The 16,007-nt window shown below is 54.3% G+C and carries 15 protein-coding genes, 1 tRNA gene and 2 rRNA genes (1 of these 18 running past the window's edge); 9 read left to right on the top strand and 9 right to left on the bottom strand.

Features of this window, described 5'->3' with window-relative positions; all coding sequences use genetic code 11:
* From PSE_RS24675 to PSE_RS24665, 3 genes are all read left to right on the top strand, one after another.
* Positions 1–1,748 (top strand): 23S ribosomal RNA (locus PSE_RS24675) (it extends 978 nt beyond the left edge of the window).
* An 86-nt stretch (positions 1,749–1,834) separates the two neighbouring features.
* Positions 1,835–1,949 (top strand): 5S ribosomal RNA (rrf, locus tag PSE_RS24670).
* A 52-nt stretch (positions 1,950–2,001) separates the two neighbouring features.
* Positions 2,002–2,078: transfer RNA gene (locus PSE_RS24665), tRNA-Met, on the top strand.
* 79 nt (positions 2,079–2,157) lie between these two features.
* Here the strand turns inward: PSE_RS24665 and PSE_RS24660 are convergent.
* Positions 2,158–3,033, bottom strand: a complete 876-nt coding sequence (locus PSE_RS24660) for a LysR family transcriptional regulator (protein ID WP_014287275.1) — start codon at positions 3,031–3,033, stop codon at positions 2,158–2,160.
* Between the two features lie 103 nt (positions 3,034–3,136).
* Between PSE_RS24660 and PSE_RS24655 the strand changes: the two genes are divergently transcribed.
* Positions 3,137–3,733 carry a short chain dehydrogenase gene (locus PSE_RS24655; protein WP_014287274.1) on the top strand — a complete coding sequence of 199 codons (597 nt, stop codon included), beginning with the start codon at positions 3,137–3,139 and terminating at the stop codon, positions 3,731–3,733.
* 98 nt (positions 3,734–3,831) lie between these two features.
* Here PSE_RS24655 and soxR read toward each other — a convergent pair whose 3' ends face one another.
* A complete protein-coding gene (soxR, locus tag PSE_RS24650) occupies positions 3,832–4,308 on the bottom strand; it encodes a redox-sensitive transcriptional activator SoxR (protein WP_014287273.1) in 477 nt (158 codons plus the stop codon).
* Between the two features lie 86 nt (positions 4,309–4,394).
* Here soxR and PSE_RS24645 point away from each other — a divergent pair, with 86 nt between their 5' ends.
* A complete protein-coding gene (locus tag PSE_RS24645) occupies positions 4,395–4,778 on the top strand; it encodes a VOC family protein (RefSeq protein ID WP_008552511.1) in 384 nt (127 codons plus the stop codon).
* Positions 4,779–4,836: 58 nt separating this feature from the next.
* Here the strand turns inward: PSE_RS24645 and PSE_RS24640 are convergent, their stop codons facing one another.
* Positions 4,837–5,772 (bottom strand): phytanoyl-CoA dioxygenase family protein, encoded by a 936-nt coding sequence (locus tag PSE_RS24640; RefSeq protein WP_014287271.1) that lies wholly within the window; start codon positions 5,770–5,772, stop codon positions 4,837–4,839.
* A 116-nt stretch (positions 5,773–5,888) separates the two neighbouring features.
* Between PSE_RS24640 and PSE_RS24635 the strand changes: the two genes are divergently transcribed.
* Entirely contained in the window at positions 5,889–6,749 is an 861-nt protein-coding gene (locus PSE_RS24635) for an AraC family transcriptional regulator (protein WP_014287270.1), read from the top strand.
* An 8-nt stretch (positions 6,750–6,757) separates the two neighbouring features.
* Here PSE_RS24635 and PSE_RS24630 read toward each other — a convergent pair whose 3' ends face one another.
* Genes PSE_RS24630 through PSE_RS24615 form a run of 4 tightly spaced genes read right to left on the bottom strand, consistent with a single transcriptional unit; the run spans position 6,758 to position 10,969 of the window.
* Complete coding sequence (locus PSE_RS24630; protein ID WP_014287269.1) at positions 6,758–8,281, bottom strand: UxaA family hydrolase; 1,524 nt, start codon at positions 8,279–8,281, stop codon at positions 6,758–6,760.
* A 1-nt stretch (position 8,282) separates the two neighbouring features.
* On the bottom strand, positions 8,283–9,128 hold the full coding sequence (locus PSE_RS24625; protein WP_014287268.1) for an amidohydrolase: 846 nt from the start codon (positions 9,126–9,128) through the stop codon (positions 8,283–8,285).
* Complete coding sequence (locus tag PSE_RS24620; RefSeq protein ID WP_041768815.1) at positions 9,121–10,161, bottom strand: aldo/keto reductase; 1,041 nt, start codon at positions 10,159–10,161, stop codon at positions 9,121–9,123. Before PSE_RS24620 ends, PSE_RS24625 begins: the two co-directional genes overlap by 8 nt.
* Positions 10,162–10,171: 10 nt before the next feature.
* The gene (locus PSE_RS24615; RefSeq protein WP_014287266.1) at positions 10,172–10,969 is read right to left on the bottom strand and encodes an IclR family transcriptional regulator; all 798 of its coding nucleotides are present in this window, start codon (positions 10,967–10,969) and stop codon (positions 10,172–10,174) included.
* Between the two features lie 268 nt (positions 10,970–11,237).
* Between PSE_RS24615 and PSE_RS24610 the strand changes: the two genes are divergently transcribed.
* From PSE_RS24610 to PSE_RS24600, 3 genes are all read left to right on the top strand, one after another.
* Positions 11,238–11,975, top strand: a complete 738-nt coding sequence (locus PSE_RS24610; protein ID WP_014287265.1) for an SDR family oxidoreductase — start codon at positions 11,238–11,240, stop codon at positions 11,973–11,975.
* 15 nt (positions 11,976–11,990) lie between these two features.
* A complete protein-coding gene (locus PSE_RS24605) occupies positions 11,991–12,836 on the top strand; it encodes a fumarylacetoacetate hydrolase family protein (RefSeq protein WP_014287264.1) in 846 nt (281 codons plus the stop codon).
* A 108-nt stretch (positions 12,837–12,944) separates the two neighbouring features.
* Positions 12,945–13,478, top strand: coding sequence for a methylated-DNA--[protein]-cysteine S-methyltransferase (locus PSE_RS24600; protein WP_041768814.1), 534 nt, complete (start codon positions 12,945–12,947; stop codon positions 13,476–13,478).
* 51 nt (positions 13,479–13,529) lie between these two features.
* Here PSE_RS24600 and PSE_RS24595 read toward each other — a convergent pair whose 3' ends face one another.
* Both PSE_RS24595 and PSE_RS24590 read right to left on the bottom strand, forming a co-directional pair.
* Complete coding sequence (locus PSE_RS24595; RefSeq protein ID WP_041768813.1) at positions 13,530–14,564, bottom strand: lyase; 1,035 nt, start codon at positions 14,562–14,564, stop codon at positions 13,530–13,532.
* A gap of 84 nt (positions 14,565–14,648) precedes the next feature.
* Entirely contained in the window at positions 14,649–15,413 is a 765-nt protein-coding gene (locus PSE_RS24590) for a sugar phosphate isomerase/epimerase (RefSeq protein ID WP_014287261.1), read from the bottom strand.
* Positions 15,414–16,007: the final 594 nt, after the last annotated feature.

Below are 16,007 nucleotides of genomic sequence, written 5' to 3'. Positions count from 1 at the left end.
TTATGGCTAAGTGGGAAAGGATGTAGAGATCCCAAAACAACCAGGATGTTGGCTTAGAAGCAGCCATCATTTAAAGAAAGCGTAACAGCTCACTGGTCTAAATAAGGGTCTCCGCGCCGAAAATGTACCGGGGCTAAAGCCATACACCGAAACTGCGGGTGCGTCTTATGACGCGCGGTAGCGGAGCGTTCTGTAAGCTGATGAAGGTGGACCCGTGAGGGCTGCTGGAGGTATCAGAAGTGCGAATGCTGACATGAGTAACGATAAAGAGGGTGAGAGACCCTCTCGCCGAAAGTCCAAGGGTTCCTGCGCAACGCTAATCGGCGCAGGGTTAGCCGGCCCCTAAGGCGAGGCCGAAAGGCGTAGTCGATGGGAACGGGGTTAATATTCCCCGGCCAGTGGGTAGTGACGGATGCCGTGTATCGTATCTCCTTATTGGATTGGAGATGCGGTGAAGGTGTTCCTGGAAATAGCTCCCACGCTAAGACCGTACCCGAAACCGACACAGGTGGACAGGTAGAGTATACCAAGGCGCTTGAGAGAACTGTGCTGAAGGAACTCGGCAAATTGCTCCCGTAAGTTCGCGAGAAGGGAGCCCGGTACGAAGGCAACTTTGTATCGGGGGCACAGAATAGGGGGTTGCGACTGTTTATCAAAAACACAGGGCTCTGCGAAGCCGCAAGGCGACGTATAGGGTCTGACGCCTGCCCGGTGCTGGAAGGTTAAGAGGAGGTGTGCAAGCACCGAATTGAAGCCCCAGTAAACGGCGGCCGTAACTATAACGGTCCTAAGGTAGCGAAATTCCTTGTCGGGTAAGTTCCGACCTGCACGAATGGCGTAACGACTTCCCCGCTGTCTCCAGCACAGACTCAGTGAAATTGAATTCCCCGTGAAGATGCGGGGTTCCTGCGGTCAGACGGAAAGACCCCGTGCACCTTTACTACAGCTTCACACTGGTATTCGTGATGACATGTGTAGGATAGGTGGTAGGCGTTGAACCCCGGGCGCCAGCTCGGGTGGAGCCATCCTTGAAATACCACCCTTGTCCTCATGGATATCTAACCGCGGTACTACAATATCCGGGACCGTGTGTGGCGGGTAGTTTGACTGGGGCGGTCGCCTCCCAAATGGTAACGGAGGCGCGCGAAGGTAGGCTCAGAGCGGTCGGAAATCGCTCGTTGAGTGCAATGGCATAAGCCTGCCTGACTGCGAGACTGACAAGTCGAGCAGAGACGAAAGTCGGTCATAGTGATCCGGTGGTCCCTCGTGGAAGGGCCATCGCTCAACGGATAAAAGGTACGCCGGGGATAACAGGCTGATGATGCCCAAGAGTCCATATCGACGGCATTGTTTGGCACCTCGATGTCGGCTCATCGCATCCTGGGGCTGGAGCAGGTCCCAAGGGTTTGGCTGTTCGCCAATTAAAGCGGTACGTGAGCTGGGTTCAGAACGTCGCGAGACAGTTCGGTCCCTATCTGCCGTGGGTGTAGGAAATTTGAGAGGATCTGTCCCTAGTACGAGAGGACCGGGATGGACGTACCTCTGGTGGACCTGTTGTGGCGCCAGCCGCATTGCAGGGTAGCTATGTACGGAATGGATAACCGCTGAAGGCATCTAAGCGGGAAACCAACCTCAAAACTAGATATCCCTTGAGAGCCGTGGAAGACCACCACGTCGATAGGAGGCATGTGGAAGGGTGGTAACATCCGAAGCTGAGCCTTACTAATAGCTCGATCGATCTTGATCACTCCCATTAAGCTATAATCATAAAAACTGCTAAAACGCAGAGCTTGAAAAAAACAAAACAGACCAGTTCATATGTGACTTATTCCTGCCCGGTGGCTATGGCGGGGCGCCCCCACCCGATCCCATCCCGAACTCGGAAGTGAAACGCCCCTGCGCCAATGGTACTTCGTCTTAAGACGCGGGAGAGTAGGGCGCCGCCGGGCATGAATAAGACACACACAATCTCTCAAAATAAAACAGAACATACCTTATTACCGCGGGGTGGAGCAGCCCGGTAGCTCGTCAGGCTCATAACCTGAAGGTCGCAGGTTCAAATCCTGCCCCCGCAACCAAAATATCAAACCCGCTATCGCAAAGATGGCGGGTTTTTTGTTGTTTAAATTTTAAAACAGAAACCGGCAACTAACCCGCCTAGGCCGGGAAGCTGTGCTCTCCATCAAAGTAATTCCAGATATGTGAGGCCACCGGACCCAAATGGTGGTTGCCGCGCCTGGCAAGGCAGATTGACAAGCTGATCTCGCCCAGGGTTGGGAGTGGCTTCAGAACGCCCTCAGTGACCTCCTGAGCAATCATATGACGGGGAAGACGGCCCCAGCCCAGTCCTGATGTGATCAGGTCCTTTTTGGCCTGCAGATCCGTCACAAACCACTTTGGTGCGTCCGCAAGCAGGCCGGTGTCCGGAGATTGGGCATCAGAGGACTTCACCACGATCTGAGGATGCTCAGCCAAACTAGCTCGCGTGAGCGAATGCGGGGCATTGTCACCAAGCAAGCCATAAGAGATGACAAGGGGTACATCCATACTGGTGATGGGCTTGTAATCCAAGGATGCATTGCGAGTTGGGGCGGCGAAGATTGCCATGTCGACAGCTTCAGACAGGAGCACGCGCTCTCCGGAGGCTACTTCTACATCCAAGTGGATCGTTGTCTGAGGGAACTTGGTACGGAGTGACTTTAGGAGGTCCGTGATCCAAGTGACTGGAAAGATGCTGCTAACTGCCAAGCGGATCTCAGGCTCGTTTTCTCCCTTGAGGTCTTTCACCGAATCTTCGAAGGCTTTGGCTTGTTCCAGAAGTCTTCTGATCTGAACCAGTAGAGTTTTTCCTTCAGGCGTGAGCTTTGGGCGGTACTTGGAGCGATCGAAGATCTGGAGTTGATAGAATTCTTCGACCTGCTTTACTGAATAGGATACTGCAGAGCGTGCTTTGTTCAGCTTTTCGCTCGCGAGTTGGAAGCTTCCGACCTCACAGATCGTGCTGATGGCATTGAGATGATCTAAGTTTGTCATGGTCTAATAATGTGACGGAGTTGGTCAGAAAGCTATGCTTTTTTCTGAATGAGTTGGGGCGTACATCAGTTTTCAAGAAACACAGACTGATTAGGAGTTTGAGATGAAAACTGTTGTTGTAGGTGGTACTGGCCTCGTTGGAAGTGAAGTTGCGAAACTGCTGGGACAAGAGCATGACGTGATCACTGTTGGCAGGTCCAGTGGTGATATGCAGGCTGATATTGAAGACAAAGCTTCTCTTGAGGCGCTTTTTGAAAAGATTGGGGCCGTAGATGCGATCATCAGTGTTGCTGGTGATGGTGTGTTTGGCGGCTTTGATGAGGAAGGCGACCATGCTTATGAGCGGGCTTTGCAGAGTAAAGTCATGGGGCAGGTGAACTTGACCCGTGTTGGTCACAAGTACCTCAACAAGGGTGGCTCCATTACTCTAACCTCCGGTGCTGCCGCCCAACATCCGATGCCGAATACTGCTGCAATCGCAATTGCAACGGCAGGTGTTGACGCGTTTGTGCGAACTGTGGCGCTGGAGCTGGCTGATGATAAGCGCATCAACTCTGTGAGCCTCTCGCTGGTGAAAGAGTCCGCTGAGAAGTTTGGCATGGATAGCACGCATTGTGTACCTGCTGCCAAGGTTGCGGAGCATTACCGTGATGTTCTTAGCAGTTCAGAGAGTGGGCAAGTGCTTCTGGTGCAGAATTAAAGGTTTTTCGCAGGCAGGCCCATGAAAGCCTTAGCTCTCCAGCTTTGCCCGCATTTCAACCGGTGTGGTTGATGATGACAAGGACGGACCTGTCCTTGTCATTCAGCTGGTTCTGCTTGCTGCCTGAATGATTTGTCACCGTAGATGAAGCGAGGGCCGCGGCCGTAGCTGGCGGCGGCGTCGCCAGCGTTGTAGAGCTCGCATTTGTCGAGCGAGAGGCAGCCACAGCCCATGCAGCCTTCCAGTTGGGATCTTAAGCGTTCCATGCGGGTGATACGTTCATCTAAGTGCACTTTGAACTGTTGGCTCAGGCGTTTCCATTCCGCTTTGTTGGGTGCACGGCCTGGTGGCAACGTTCCCAGTTGCTCTGAAATCTCTTTGATGGTGAAGCCAAACTCTTGTGCGACGAGAGCAAAAGACAAGCGGCGGATGTCAGCGCGCATGAAGCGGCGTTGGCCGCCTGCGTTGCGGCTGGCTGTGACTATTCCCTTGGTTTCGTAAAAGCGGATGGCGGATGTGGTGAGGCCGGATCTTTCGGCGAGTTCACCGATTGTCATGACGTCTGAGTGCTTCATAAATTTCTCAAAAATAGTGCTTGACTTAAACTTAACTTGAAGTCCTAAACAGGGTGTCATCAGAAGTCAAAAGAAAGGCTATTGCGATGACAAAGAGTTTTTTAGAGCACGTAAACATCACCGTTTCTGACCCAATTGCGACCGCAGGCCGTCTTTCAGATTGGTTTGGCTGGCATGTGCGTTGGCAGGGTGCTGCCCGGGCGGGTGGAACCACTGTTCATGTTGGAACAGATGACAGTTATATCGCCGTTTATTCTCTTGGAAACACCAATGCGACCAAGGAAGACAATTACGTCACTCACGGCAGTCTGAACCACGTTGGTGTAGTGGTTGATGATCTGGATGCGGTTGAGAAGAAAGTGCTGGCAGGCGGGTATAAGACCCGAAATCACGCAGATTACGAGCCTGGTCGCCGCTTCTATTTCGATGATGATGACGGCATTGAGTTTGAGGTCGTCAGCTACGCATAGAGCAATGTGTACCGGTGCAAGAGCGTTTCCCCATAATGAGGAAGCGCTCTTTTTCGTTTTACCAGAGGTCCAGCCCCAGAAGCTTTTTGCCGAGGTCGGTCAGTTCAGCAGTTTGGGCGTTTTTCTTCTCCCATTCGCGTGGGTCGCCGGGGAAGGATGCTCTTTGCGGCGGTTCCATATTGCGCCACTGATGGATGCGCTCCTGCCTCAGATCTTCATTGCTCTGCTCAGATGGGAACATGGAGATGTATTGGGCGATGCGTACCTTGTCTTTGGAGTTGTTGGGACGGATGCCGTGGGCGAGGAGCGCATTGAAGATCATCAAGTCGCCCGGTTCCATCTCGATCTTTTCAATTTCAAAGCCCGAGTAGTCTGGATGTTTGGGATCACGATCCTCCGGTTGGGTTTTAACCCACTCCTCAAAGTCTTCGAAGAGTTTGGGGATGCATTGGAAGCCGCCGGTTTCTTCGTCCTGCTTTACCAGTGAGAGGACGCCTTGCACGCTTATTGGCAGCGGGCGTAGGGATGTGTCGACATCCCAATGAATGAAGCCGGGTTTGCCGTCGCGGTCTTTCTTGGGTGGGTTGAGATTGGCGCGGTCGATGCTGACCCAGAGGTCTTCGCGGTCCCAGATATCTACGAAGGCATCGTAGATGCGTTGCTGCATGCGGTTGTCCCACAGGTACTGGTGGTTATAAATCTCCAGCATGCCCGCATTGTTAAGCTCCAGCATTTTGTGAGCGCGGCGTTGTGGGGTGTACCAGGTGGATGGATCCTTAGGATCTTTCTCATCAAACTCCCAAAGCAGATCCACTAGGCGTTTTACGTTTTCCTGCGGAACGGCCTGACGTACGATGACATAGCCACGGGTGATCCAATGTTGCCAGTCATCTTCTGAAAGTACGCGCAAGGGCAGGGTTTTCTTGATGTCCTTCAACTGGGTGTTAGTTGCGGTTGAGCCCCAGTGATTGTCTGCAAGCAGTTCAGCGTCCATGTGGTCCTCCCAGATCCTTCAATGGCTTGTAAGTTTATTCACTTTGGTATGTGAGAGTTGTTCTAAACTAGCTGATACTGATACTATTCTGGCGTCTTACTGGTTCAGAGGGTGAAATGCGGTCATATCTGGAGAAAGTGCCAGAGTCTGAAGACGGTTCATTCAAGGTGATGAACCGGCGTCTTCATGATGGCATTCCGTTCTCCTGGCATCATCATCCTGAGTATGAGCTGACGCTGACGTTGAACTCTGAAGGCCAGCGCTATGTGGGTGATCATGTGGGCGATTATGGGCATGCGGACCTTGTGCTGCTTGGACCTAATCTTCCGCATACTTGGGCGTCCAACAGCAAGCCCGATGATGATGAACCTCATCAGGCGCTGGTGATCTGGTTTGAGCCGGAGTGGATTGAGCGTATCACCAATGAGATGTCAGAGCTCTCCGGCGTGAAGAAGCTGTTTCAGCGGGCCTTGGCAGGCCTGAGTTTCAGCGATGATGCAAGGCATCGGGTGGTGCCGAAGATCAGGAGATTCTTTAAGGAAGATCCGTTGGAGCGTTTGTTCACCATCCTGCGGGTGCTGGCGGAGCTTTCTGAAGATGAATATGCGATGCAGCTTGCGCATGATCCGGTGGTGCTTTCCAGCGCGGATGGTGGGAATGAACGGATTGACCGGGTGCTGACGCTAATTCATTCCGAATATTCACGGGTGTTGCCTTTGGAAGAACTGGCAGAAACTGCGGCACTCAGTGTTTCAGGAGTGCACCGGCTGTTTCAACGCCATACCGGGCAGACGGTCTCTGAGTATCTGAAACGTATTCGGATTGGGGATGCGTGCGCGCAGCTTTCTGGCGGCGATGCCCCTGTGTCGCTCATTGCTCATAATGTTGGGTATTCGGCGCTGGCCAACTTTAATCGCCAGTTTCGCGCGGTGAAAGGCATGACACCGCGCGAGTACAGGGCGAGGTTTCGCCGGTAGCTGGCTGGCTACATCACCGCGCCAATTTGCCAAGGCACGAACTCGTAGTCGCCCAGACCTTGCGCTTCTGATTTGCTGTGTTCGCCAGAAGCGACTTTGATCATCAGCTCAAACAGTTCTGTTCCGACCTCTTCGACGGATCTTCCTTCGGAGATGATGGAGCCTGCGTTGAGGTCCATATCCTCGGGCATATGCTCGAAGAGAGGCGTGTTGCTGGCGACTTTGATGGTTGGCGATGGCTTGCTGCCAAAAGCAGAGCCACGGCCAGTGGTGAAGACGATCAGGTTGCAGCCGCTGGCGATCTGGCCGGTGACAGAGGCTGGGTCGTAGCCGGGACTGTCCATGAAGACGAAACCGTTGGTCTCGATAGGTTCGCCGTATTTGTAGACGCCTTCCAGCGCTGTCGTCCCGCCTTTGGCGACTGCGCCGAGGGATTTTTCGAGGATGGTTGTCAGGCCGCCGCGTTTGTTGCCCGGAGAAGGGTTGTTGTCCATGGTGCCGTTGTTGCGGGCGGTGTAGTCCTCCCACCAGCGGACCCGTTCCACCAACTTTTCAGCTATCTTCTGGTTCGCAGCGCGGCTGGTGAGCAGGTGTTCAGCGCCGTAGATCTCTGAGGTTTCAGAAAGAACTGAGGTGCCGCCGTATTTGACGAGCAGGTCTGTTGCATAACCAAGGGCTGGGTTGGCCGTGACGCCGGACCAGCCATCGGAGCCGCCGCATTGCAGGCCGACCATTAACTTGGAAACTGGTGCTGGTTGGCGGGTGGCTTTGTTGACTTCCGGCAGCATGGCTTTGACCTTTTCAATGCCTGCTTCGATGGTTTTGCGCAGGCCGCCCATGCCCTGAATGTTCATGAACTGGAAGGTTGGTGACTGCTTCAGGCCGTAGGCATCCAGCAGGAAGTCGATCTGATTGACTTCGCAGCCCAGGCCCACGAGCAGAACGCCGCCGACATTTGGATTTCTGGCGTAACCCCAGAGGACGCGTTGCAGGTTTGCGAAGCCTTCGTTGTCGCCTGCCATGCCGCAGCCTGTGCCGTGGGCGAAAGAGGCAACACCGTCGACGTTCTCAAACTGGAGCAGATCTTCGTCGCTGAACGCATCGGCGATGCGGTGGGCTGCTGTGGCAGAGCAGTTTACGCTGGTGAGCACGGCGATGTAGTTGCGGGTGCCGACGCTGCCGTCTTCGCGGTGATAGCCGAGGAAGGTTCGTTCTTCCGGGCGCTCTGCGTATTGGGTTGGCTTGTAGTCTTTACAGAAGCTGTGGTGCACGCCGGGATCGGAGAACTCCATGTTGTGCGAATGCACGTGGGAGCCTGCCTGAATGTCGGTTATGGCGAAGCCGATTGTTTGGCCGAACTTGATGAGTGCTTCGCCTTGCTTGATGTCACGCTCAGCGATTTTGTGGCCTGCCGGGATGTTGTCGCGAACCTGAAGGTCGCCTGCCTGATCGCCCGGCTGTAGCGCTCTTGTGGCGATGATGACGTTATCCGCTGGCTGGAGTTTGACGCTGGCTGGAATGGGTGCCGACATTTCAGAGAGTTTCCATTGTTTTGGTGAGGTAGAACTTTGCAGCGGTGCCACCAAAGATGGCCTCCCAATCTGCCTGAGGCAGGTCAGCGGTGAGCTGCTCCACCATATCCACCCAGTTTTGATAGGTGTTCGCGAGGAGAAGGACCGGCCAGTCGCTGCCGAACATCACGCGTTCGGGCCCAAAGCATTTCAGGATGTGAAAGGCGTAGGGGGCGATGTCCTCGATCTCTGCATTCTCGGAGGCTTCGGTCAGAAGGCCTGAGAGTTTGCAGCAGACGTTGGAGGTGCGGGCGATGTCGCCGACGTGTTGGGACCACGTCTCGATGGCCTTGTTGCGGATATCCGGTTTTGCGCCATGGTCGATGACGGCGCGCAGATCCGGATAACGGCTGAGGAAGGTTTTAAGGTGTGGCAGGTGCCGGGGCTGGACTAGTAGGTCGAGCGTCAGGTTGTTGTCGATGAGGGCCTGAATGGCGGGGTGCAGGTTGTCCTGCAGCATCCACTCATCGTCTTCAATGTCCTGTATCATCGGACGAATGCCGACGAGTTTCGGGTTTTGCGAGAGTTCCCGAATGACCTCAGGTGCGTTCGTGGCTTCCATGTCTACCCAGCCGACGACGCCGAGGATCCAGTCGTGCTCTGCGGCCAGTTCCAGCATGAAGTGGGTTTCATCAACGGTGTCAGCGGCCTGAACGAGGATGGTTCCATCCATCTTGGCTTGCGTGAGCAGGGGCTGGATGTCGCTGACGAGGAAGTCGCGATAGAGGACGTTCAGGTCTGGTGTCAGCCAGCTGTAGTCGCCGCGGGAAAGCTTCCAGAAATGGTGGTGGGCATCAATCCTAAGCATGCTTCACCTCTTGTTCGAAGAAAAGATTGCCAGAAGGGACAGGGGCGTTTGCCGGGAGTAGTTCTCTTTCTTTTAACTGGGCCCAGAAGGCATCCGGGATGTCAGCTGCGATCCATTTGAGGGTGCCTTCCAGCTCATTGCGGTTGCGCATTCCGGGAATGACGCTGGCGACTGCTGGGTGTGCGAGCGGGAAGTGGAGGGCCGCGGCTGCGAGATCAACGGAGAACTCCTGACAGCACTCTTTCAGCGCGTTCACATGTGTCAGTATCTCAGGTGGTGCGCTTTCATAGTTCCAGGTGTTGCCGCCAACGAGGATGCCAGAGTTGAAGGGGCCACCCAGAATGATGGAGGTTTTCGCTTCAAGGCAGGCTGGCAGCAGGTCTTGCAGAGGGGCTTGTTCCAGCAAGGTGTAACGGCCTGCGAGCAGGAAGGCATCCCAATGGGCTTGCTGCATCAACTCCATGCAGATGGCCGTCTCATTGACGCCGAGGCCCATGGCTGAGATGGCGCCGGAGCTCTTGAGTTCCTGAAGGGCTCTGATACCGCCTTTCAGGTCTTTCATATGACGCAGGTTTTCTTCCGGGCCGTGGGTGGCGGTGCCGATGTCGTGGACCAGCAGGATGTCGAGGCGATCAAGGCCAGTGCGATGCAGGCTGGCCTCATAGGAGCGCATGATGCCGTCATACGAGTAATCGTAGACCGGGTGGAAGGGAAGCGGATCAGGCCAGCCGAACTGGGCCGGATTGTCCGCCATGCCGGGTTTCAGCAGGCGGCCAACCTTGGTGGAGATGATGTAGTCGTACTTGCGCACGGCATCTCCAATGACGCGTTCAGAGCGGCCAAAGCCGTAGTAAGGGGCGGTATCAATGTATGTGAGACCAACCTCTTTGGCGCGATCCAATGTGCTCATGGACTCTTTGCGAGGTGCTGTTGCAAACAGCCCGCCAAATGCTGCGCCGCCGATCCCCAACGTCGGTAGCTGCAGATTTGTTCCTCCCAATTGTCGATGAGCCAGCTTCCCTCCCAAGCCCATAGCGATTTCCTTAGGTTGTTACTGTGCCGTAAATGTTGGTTATGTCCTTTGCGACCTGTGCATAGGCCTCCTGAACCTCTTCAATTCCCGGTGCTTTAAAGTCGTCTATCCGCTCCATGAACGGGCAGCTGAGTGCCGCAACCGCATGACCGTCCGGTCCCAGAATTGGAAATGCCAGATTGGTAACACCGACCGTGCTGGCAGATGGCATACGCACGAAACCTTGCTGCTGCACCTCCTCCAGAATGGCATGGAACTGGTCGTAGCTCATCTCCGGTTCTCCAAGGGCGCGTTCATGCTGGTTGTACATGAGCTCGCGGATCTCCGGCTTCTGGAAGGCAGCGATTGCCCGTCCGGTGCCTGTGTTCCAGAGGCCGATGACTGAGCCGGTTTTGAGCACGAAACTCCAGTTGCCCGGTGCTTCCACGCTGGCGACAACGACGATCTCTCCCTGATGTTCCATGCCGATGTGGCTGGACTGGTGAACGTCTTTGGCCGTCTTGCGCATCATGGGTACCGCTGCTTCCAGCAGGCGGGTCACCGGTGGGTGGCGATGCGACATGGAATACATTTTCAGGCTGAGCTGAAAGCGGTCGCCCTCGATGGAGCGAGAAACATACTCGCGGCGCACCAGAGTGGTGAGCATGCGGTAGATCTCGTTCGGAGATCGGTCGAGTGCTTTCGCGATTTCTGCCTGAGACAGGCCGGATGCGTACTGGGAGAGTAACTCCAGAATATCCAGTCCCTTCTCCAGGGCGGGCGCGCGGTATTTCTCAGCTTTGTCTTTTACTGCTTGTGTGTCTGCCATAATCAGCTCTGTTCGATTTGAGCTTATTGTTTGATGCAAAACCGGCGGTTGTCAATTTCTAATTTACATTTGAAAGAAGTTTTTATATTTAAGTTATGCCATTATGTGATTTGGTGAACTGACGGATTTCTGCGGTCTTTGGGAGAAGGCCAAGGGGTCAGCTGCCTTTTGCTTTGACGATAAGCAGTGCTTCCTCTCTAATAATCCGCGTTTCTGGTTGGTTCGGCCGAGCCTATATTTTTTAGAAATTCAGTCCGGGGGAGGACACATGGGACGACTTACTGGCAAGACAGCCCTGATCACTGCGGCAGGGCAGGGGATTGGCCGTGCGACGGTGGAAGCCTATGCCGCTGAAGGTGCAAAGGTTTTTGCGACTGATATCAACGAGGCTGCGCTTGCAGAGTTAAACGCTATTGATGGTGTCACCGGCCTGAAGCTGGATGTGACCAATGCGGATGAGGATCAGGAAACCCTGAAGAAGACCGGTCCGCTGGACATCTTGTTCAACTGCGCTGGCTTCGTGCACAACGGAACGATTCTGGAGTGTGATGAGGATGCCTGGGACTTCTCTTTCAATCTGAATGTGAAGGCGATGTACCGTCTATGCCGTGCGGCGATTCCGGCCATGCTGGAAAATGGTGGTGGGTCCATCATCAACATGTCGTCCGTGGCGTCTTCGCTGAAAGGCGTGCCGAACCGGTTCGTATACTGTTCTTCCAAAGCGGCGGTGATTGGCCTGACCAAGGCGATTGCGGCGGATTTCGTGACCAAGGGCATTCGCTGTAATGCGATTTGTCCGGGTACGGTTGATAGTCCATCCCTGCATGACCGCCTGAAGGCGACCGGGAACTACGAACAGGCCATGAAAGATTTTATTGCGCGTCAGCCCATGGGACGCATTGGCAAGCCAGAGGAAATTGCTGCGCTGGCTGTGTACCTTGGTAGCGATGAAAGCGGATTTACAACCGGACAGACACACGCCATTGATGGCGGTTGGGCGGTTTAATAAGAAGGGTAGGACATGAAGCTCCTTAGATTTGGTGAGATGAACGCCGAGAAGCCAGGTGTTCTGGACGCGGATGGCAATATTCGTGATCTTTCTGGTGTGGTTGGTGATATTGCCGGTGACACGCTGAGCGCAGAGGGACTTGCGAAGATTGCGGCTCTGGATCTGAACAGCCTGCCAGTAGTGGACGGGAACCCGCGCATTGGTGCTTGTGTTGGTCATGTTGGCAAGTTCATCTGCATCGGCCTGAACTATTCCGACCATGCTGCGGAAGCTGGCATGCAGGTGCCGGAAGAGCCAGTGACGTTCTTCAAGGCGACCTCTGCCATTTGTGGTCCGAACGATGACATTGAGATCCCACGCGGTTCTGTGAAGACAGACTGGGAAGTGGAGCTTGGTGTGGTGATCGGTAAGCACACCAAGTATGTGAGTGAGGAAGAGGCGCTGGACCACGTAGCTGGCTATTGCGTGGTCAATGATCTGTCCGAGCGTGATTTTCAGCTGCATCGCAGCGGTCAGTGGGTAAAGGGCAAGTCTGCCGATACCTTTGGCCCGATTGGTCCATGGCTTGTGACCCGTGATGAAGTGGAAGACCCGCAGAACCTTTCCATGTATCTGGAAGTGAACGGCCACCGTTATCAGGACGGTTCTACCAAGACCATGGTGTTTGGTGTGGCGCAGGTGATTTCGCACCTGTCCCAGTTCATGAGCCTGCAGCCGGGTGATGTGATCTCCACCGGTACGCCTCCGGGTGTTGGTATGGGCCAGAAGCCAGAGACTTACCTGAAGCCGGGCGACAAGATGGAGCTGGGCATCGAAGGTCTCGGTGTTCAAAAACAGGTTACTTATGCCGCTGAATGAGGGCCGTGAGCTTGCTAAGCTCTGATGCCTTCAATAAGCTTTATAGAACTCTCCGCTGCAGTTTGCGGCGGAGAGTTTTTTCATGAGCTTCCGAAGGAGGGGATGAGCATGACCACTGATGCAGAACCAATCACATATTGCACTTATGAGAGCCCTGTCGGGGAGCTTTTGATTGGTGGTGAAGCTGGTGGGCTGGAGTTTATCCATTTTCCTGAAAGTGCGCGCAGACGGTACGTTGAGGATGGCTGGATTGAAAATGCAACGCCTTACGCAGATCTGATTGCGCAGTTGGCAGCGTATTTTGCTGGTGACCTGAAGGAGTTTTCTCTCAATTGGAAGCTGATTGGCACTGAGTTTCAAAAGAGTGTCTGGGAGCAGCTTGCGGCGATCCCGTTTGGTGAGACGCGCAGCTATGGCGATGTGGCGAAGGCGCTGGGCAATCCGGGGGCGAGCCGTGCCGTTGGGTTGGCGAACAATGCGAACCCGCTGCCGATTGTTATTCCCTGCCACCGTGTGATCGGCTCAAATGGGGCTCTGGTTGGTTTTGGTGGTGGCATAGATACAAAAATCTGGCTGTTGGATCATGAAGGTATTCCTCATGGAACCAAAGCCAACAAAGACCAGATGGCATTTTCCTTCTAAGCAAAAAGGGCGCCCGGATGAGCGCCCTTCTTTTTTGCCGATGTGATTGGATCAGGATGGCGTTGTTTCTGTTTCTTCAAACTGAATGCGAACGATCCTGTCAGTTCCAGACTCTCCGCCCCAAACTTCACCTTTGCGTCCTGCCAGTTGGCGGACATCAGAGTCGGTTTTGTTGCTTGGGAAGCTGGTGAACTCTTCTGTGTCTGGGTCAAAGTAGACAACGGCGTCGGCATCGAAGTCGGTGAGCCAGACCTTGTCGTTTTCATCGACATAGACAGAGTAGGGTAGTGGATCGTTGCCGGGGAGGCGCCATTCGCGCCATGTGTCGGCTTGCGGGTCGTATTCGCTGACCTGCCCTGAGAGCCATTCACTGACCCAGAGTTTGCCTTCTGAGTTGGACCAGACACGGCGGGCGCCTTGTTCCTCTGTGGGAGGTGTAACAATGCGGGCGCGTCCGTTGGTTCTGTCGATGTTGGCGATATGGCTGCCTGCGAGGGACGCGTACCAGACATCTCCTTGCGGGGTGACGGTGATGCCATAAGGGCCGGGACCTTGTGGGCTTGGCCAGACTTCAATTTCCTGCGTTACGGGATCAACGCGGCCATAGACGCCGTTTTGTCCGGTGAACCAGTAGATGCCGTCGTGGTCAAACACGCCGGTGTTGAGGTTTGCGTCCTCAAACTCGGCTGGAAGCGGAATGAGGGTGACGGCGTCGGTGGCCGGATCTACGCGGGCTATGGCGTTCTGTCCGCCTTCTGTGACCCACATAGCATTGTCCGGGCCAAGTACCACGCCGTGTGGCGCTGCTTTTTCGCCCAGTGAAACCGGGTGAAGTTCTCCAGTGTCAGGATCAAGACGTGTGAGCGTGCCATCTGCCTGTCCGCAATACCAAACCATGCCATCGGAATCGAAGCCAACGTCTCTGGAGCGCGCGCCGGGGCGGGCGTCAAAGTATGTGACCTTTGCGTTTTTGATGGAATTTGCTTTGTCTTTGCTTTCTGCGAAGACTGGTCCAGCCACGATGCCCATGTAATAGGCGCTGGAAATTGTTAGGGCAGATGCTCCGAGAAACTCTCGTCTGTTCATCCTACCTCTCCCTTATGCCGTCTCCCTGGTGGAGACAATCGGCTTGCCTTAATGCATGGGAGAGGCGTGTCTATGGCAAACTACCTATACGCCCTCAAGCATTTTAAGTGAGGTTAAGGAACGGTCAGCGAAGCGGAGAAAATTGTTCGGGTCGTCGTGTTCCAGAATGTAGATTTTGGTACGGCTTTTTTCCTGCAGGGCAGCGAGGATGTGGCCCCATGGAACGGTGCCAAAACCTACATCTGCCCAACCATCTTCATCCGCACCTTCGCCTTCCGGCGCGATGTCTTTGATATGGACGGCGGTGATGCGGGTGCCGTGGGCTTCGATCCAATCCAGCGGATCAAGGTCTGCCTTGATGATCCATGCGGCGTCGATCTCCCATTCCACTGAAGGTGCTTCGGAGATGATGATCTCCATGGGTATGGTGCCATCGGGGAGGGGGCGGAACTCGAAATCGTGATTGTGCCAGCCGAAGTGAAAGCCTTTGTGCTTGAGCGTGCCTGCAAGATGCTCCAGCCGGTGGGCGAAGACGGTCCATTCGTGCTTGGTTTTGGGGCGGTCTTCTGGCGTGAGGTAGGGAGCAAAGATGGTGTGCATACCAAGGAGGACTGCGATCTTGATGCACTGATCGAGGTTTTCTTCCAGATCCTTCAGATCAAAATGGCCGGAGGGCATGTCCAGGTCGTATTGGTCGAGCAGCTCGCGGATTTCCTGAGCTGCCTCCAATGTGGGATAGAGCTCTTCAAAGCCTTCGACCTGTGTGTATCCGAGGAGAGCGGTTTCCTGAATGACCTCTTTCCAGGGCTGGAAGTTTCGTGCGCTGTAAAGCTGTAGGCAAAAATCCATGATGCAGTTCCCCTCCCTGATCAACCAAAGCCTACCGCTTCAGTTTAATCTTGCTTCACGACAATAGAGTTGCATCTACCTGTAGGGCAAGGGGTGCTGCGAAACTGGTGGGAGGCGCGGGTTCGAGCCGTCAAGCTGGGTTCCAGAATCGATCTTTAAGCAAAGGAAATTCAGGATTTGAACACACCCGGTGGAGAACGTCAGATTACCGAAAATAGGTTCGAATTATTTCGCCGCGAAAATATTAGTTGGCTCAGTATATTTGAGTTTGAGTGAACACCTCAGTCTTTTCAAGGTGTTAAAGGAGACGGGTGTGGGGTGCAGGAATGACAGATCTTCACCATTTCCAGCCGCACGTGGTGCGTTCTCATCCTAATGGATAACAACCGGGAGTTTCGTTTTGTCAATTTTCGAATTGACGCTTAAGTGGTTTCGCTTATATTTCGAAATTACGCGAATATGCGCGTAATCGGCTGTAAACGAAAATTGACGTGTAGGTTAGGACGTAGTTTAATTTTGGTCTCTAATGGCACTTTGTAGGGACGGAGCTGCGTAAGAAAGCAGAACTTGAAAGTGTTCGGGGAGGCTCGTGAA

This window comes from Pseudovibrio sp. FO-BEG1 (assembly GCF_000236645.1).
GTDB lineage: Bacteria > Pseudomonadota > Alphaproteobacteria > Rhizobiales > Stappiaceae > Pseudovibrio.
The sequence above is the reverse complement of the archived record's forward strand: the minus strand, read 5'-3'. Positions and strand labels throughout refer to the sequence as shown.

Coding starts and splice junctions, on each gene's coding strand:
- PSE_RS24600 (WP_041768814.1), top strand. CDS start 12,945: ATGACCACTGATGCAGAACCAATCACATATTGCACTTATGAGAGCCCT.
- PSE_RS24655 (WP_014287274.1), top strand. CDS start 3,137: ATGAAAACTGTTGTTGTAGGTGGTACTGGCCTCGTTGGAAGTGAAGTT.
- PSE_RS24630 (WP_014287269.1), bottom strand. CDS start 8,281: ATGTCGGCACCCATTCCAGCCAGCGTCAAACTCCAGCCAGCGGATAAC.
- PSE_RS24660 (WP_014287275.1), bottom strand. CDS start 3,033: ATGACAAACTTAGATCATCTCAATGCCATCAGCACGATCTGTGAGGTC.
- PSE_RS24645 (WP_008552511.1), top strand. CDS start 4,395: ATGACAAAGAGTTTTTTAGAGCACGTAAACATCACCGTTTCTGACCCA.
- PSE_RS24595 (WP_041768813.1), bottom strand. CDS start 14,564: ATGAACAGACGAGAGTTTCTCGGAGCATCTGCCCTAACAATTTCCAGC.
- PSE_RS24620 (WP_041768815.1), bottom strand. CDS start 10,161: ATGGGCTTGGGAGGGAAGCTGGCTCATCGACAATTGGGAGGAACAAAT.
- soxR (WP_014287273.1), bottom strand. CDS start 4,308: ATGAAGCACTCAGACGTCATGACAATCGGTGAACTCGCCGAAAGATCC.
- PSE_RS24605 (WP_014287264.1), top strand. CDS start 11,991: ATGAAGCTCCTTAGATTTGGTGAGATGAACGCCGAGAAGCCAGGTGTT.
- PSE_RS24635 (WP_014287270.1), top strand. CDS start 5,889: ATGCGGTCATATCTGGAGAAAGTGCCAGAGTCTGAAGACGGTTCATTC.
- PSE_RS24610 (WP_014287265.1), top strand. CDS start 11,238: ATGGGACGACTTACTGGCAAGACAGCCCTGATCACTGCGGCAGGGCAG.
- PSE_RS24625 (WP_014287268.1), bottom strand. CDS start 9,128: ATGCTTAGGATTGATGCCCACCACCATTTCTGGAAGCTTTCCCGCGGC.
- PSE_RS24590 (WP_014287261.1), bottom strand. CDS start 15,413: ATGGATTTTTGCCTACAGCTTTACAGCGCACGAAACTTCCAGCCCTGG.
- PSE_RS24640 (WP_014287271.1), bottom strand. CDS start 5,772: ATGGACGCTGAACTGCTTGCAGACAATCACTGGGGCTCAACCGCAACT.
- PSE_RS24615 (WP_014287266.1), bottom strand. CDS start 10,969: ATGGCAGACACACAAGCAGTAAAAGACAAAGCTGAGAAATACCGCGCG.